This window comes from Kribbella sp. NPDC051718 (assembly GCF_040681515.1).
Classification (GTDB): Bacteria; Actinomycetota; Actinomycetes; order Propionibacteriales; family Kribbellaceae; genus Kribbella.
Genome location: NZ_JBFAYZ010000032.1, coordinates 1 through 2,240, shown reverse-complemented (window position 1 = coordinate 2,240; position 2,240 = coordinate 1). Strand labels below are relative to the sequence as shown.

Genomic DNA, 2,240 nt, shown 5'->3' with positions numbered 1-2,240 from the left:
CTGCAAGGCGAGGTGGAGGCACATTTTGGCCGGCACCCGGACGCTGAAATCGTGTTGTCCCAGCCCGGCCTGGGAACGATCTTCGGCGCCCGGGTGCTCGCAGAGTTCGGCGACGACACCGACCGCTACACCAGCGCCAAAGCCCGCAAGAACTACGCCGCGACCAGCCCGATCACCCGCGCCTCGGGCACGAAGAAAATCGCCCTGGCCCGATTCGTCCACAACGACCGGCTCATCGACGCACTCATGGGCCAAGCCCTGTCCGCGCTCACCGCCTCACCCGGAGCCCGCGCCTACTACGACAAACAACGAGCCCGCGGAATCGACCACAACCCCGCCCTGCGCCAACTCGCCAACCGACTCGTCGGCATCCTCCACGGCTGCCTCAAAACCCGCACCCTCTACAACGAAACCACCGCCTGGCAACACCAACCCCAAACACTCGCCGCTTGACACCCTCAAGGCCTGGGATGTCTCCGTCGCATCCCAGCTCCGGGCGCTCCCGCCCACCCGACCTCCTGCGGGCTCCGCCCGCTTCCTGCGCGCTCCGCGCGCCATCAACAGCGCCGGCTGATCTCATCTGGGAAGCAGCTGGAGTTGCGACGCTGGTCAGGCCTCGCGCCCTCACCCCGCTGCAGCGACTCTCTTAGGGCGCAAGATCCACCGATGCCGCCCCGCCCTGCTCGTGGATGCTCCGCAACGCATCCTCCAAGTGCCCTGCCGCCTCCGGATTCCGTGCCTTCAGACCGATGTACTCGTCGACTGTGGTCAACGCCCGCGCATCATGCTGAGCTGCGGTCTCGATCCTTCTGTTTCGGACAAGAAGGCTTTGCCGTCTTCCGCAAGAGCGGCAATTGCACTCACTCGACTGGCGCCAGCCCAAACACCAGATTCAGGGCAACTGAAGTACTGCACTCCGAGGCCGAGGTCCGCGAAGACGTCTCCGTCTAGATATCTACTACCGCCGCTGCCGCATATGTACGCGGCTGCGCCAACAGCGAGTGTGAGGTCAGCAAGTCGCGATGAACGTTCAGTTCGAGCCACGAGATCGCTGCTTCGAACGATTTCGCCGGTCCAGCCGACTAGCTCGAGGAGCGATTGGGTCGAGGCGATCGCGATCTCAGCAAGGCGGTCCGTCTGATCCATCAAGTGCACGACCTGATCGACCACGTTGCCGACTGGCTCCCAGTGCTGGCCGCGTCCGTGAGCTTGTCTGGTCATCCTCGCAACTCTTCGGCGGGACGTCTCCGAATCGAGGATGCGGACGTCTCTGATCTCAGTGCTCCTCCCGCTCGGCAGCGCCACCGACAACGACATCCACTGCTGAGCCGAGGGATCCGAGCGCGGTCCGAGCCTTGCCCGATGTTGGTAGTCCCTCCGAGCGAACTGAACGTCGTCCAGGGCAACCCAAACATCGGCCGCACGCAGCTTGGCCAGAGTCGACAGCCGCGGAAACAGGTTGGGCTGGTGGATGGCACACAACCGCGGCTGGGTGAGCGTCACGTCATCAGTCGGCTGACGTAGCCGGCCTCAATCAGATGTTCATAGGCAATCCGTACTTCGTCCGGTACGTCCTGCTCGACAGCGAAGCCGAGTGCTGGGTACTCGATCACGCGTTGCAGGTCGCCGACAAGCATGTCGAGAACAAGACCCGGATCGCCGATGCTATCGACGTAGTCGGCGAACGCGATTGGTTCTGATGCACAGATGACCTCAACCTCTGGCCACACCTTCTGACAGGTGGCAAACGCCCTGCGCTCCATGTAGGGCTTGGAGATCAGCAGCACCGATTCGACGGATCCTGCCTCGCCAGCCAGCAACTCGCGCGTGAATGCGATGTTCTGGCCCGTATTCGTCGCGCGAGGTTCGACCAACACATCAGAGTCGGGTACGCCCAGCGTGATCGCGTGCTCGCGGTAATGGACCGCCTCACCACGAGGAAACCGGGCTGCAGTCGTCCGGCTGTTCGCTCCGGTGAAGACAAGCGTCGGAAACAGGCCCTGCCTGTAGAGCTGAGCAGCGAATGTCGCGACGCCTAGGTCATGACTGCCGAGCCCGATTCCCACATCCACAGACCGCAGTTCATGATGCATCTGGTGGTAGTCCCAGATCAGTTGGGCGTCCTTGATCTGGTCGTCCGTGGGGTGAGGTTGACCCGTTTTGACGGACAGGGTTGATGTGGGGCTGGTTCAGGCTACTTGTTCGGTGTTGGTGGTGGTGTTTGATTCGTATGCGGCGGG

3 protein-coding genes are annotated in these 2,240 nt (G+C 62.9%); 1 reads left to right on the top strand and 2 read right to left on the bottom strand.

Features of this window, described 5'->3' with window-relative positions; all coding sequences use genetic code 11:
• On the top strand, positions 1 to 453 hold a 453-nt coding region (locus AB0M15_RS41825), incomplete at its 5' end, for a transposase (protein WP_363832943.1).
• Positions 454 to 768: 315 nt separating this feature from the next.
• Here AB0M15_RS41825 and AB0M15_RS41820 read toward each other — a convergent pair.
• Both AB0M15_RS41820 and AB0M15_RS41815 read right to left on the bottom strand, forming a co-directional pair.
• Positions 769 to 1,503 carry a WbqC family protein gene (locus AB0M15_RS41820; RefSeq protein ID WP_363832941.1) on the bottom strand — a complete coding sequence of 245 codons (735 nt, stop codon included), beginning with the start codon at positions 1,501 to 1,503 and terminating at the stop codon, positions 769 to 771.
• On the bottom strand, positions 1,500 to 2,093 hold the full coding sequence (locus tag AB0M15_RS41815) for a YdcF family protein (protein ID WP_363832939.1): 594 nt from the start codon (positions 2,091 to 2,093) through the stop codon (positions 1,500 to 1,502). The genes AB0M15_RS41820 and AB0M15_RS41815 overlap by 4 nt, the downstream gene beginning before the upstream one ends.
• Positions 2,094 to 2,240 lie beyond the last annotated feature (147 nt).

What these genes read in the sequence shown, in the direction of transcription:
- AB0M15_RS41815 (WP_363832939.1), bottom strand. Translation starts at nt 2,093, where the DNA reads ATGCATCATGAACTGCGGTCTGTGGATGTGGGAATCGGGCTCGGCAGT.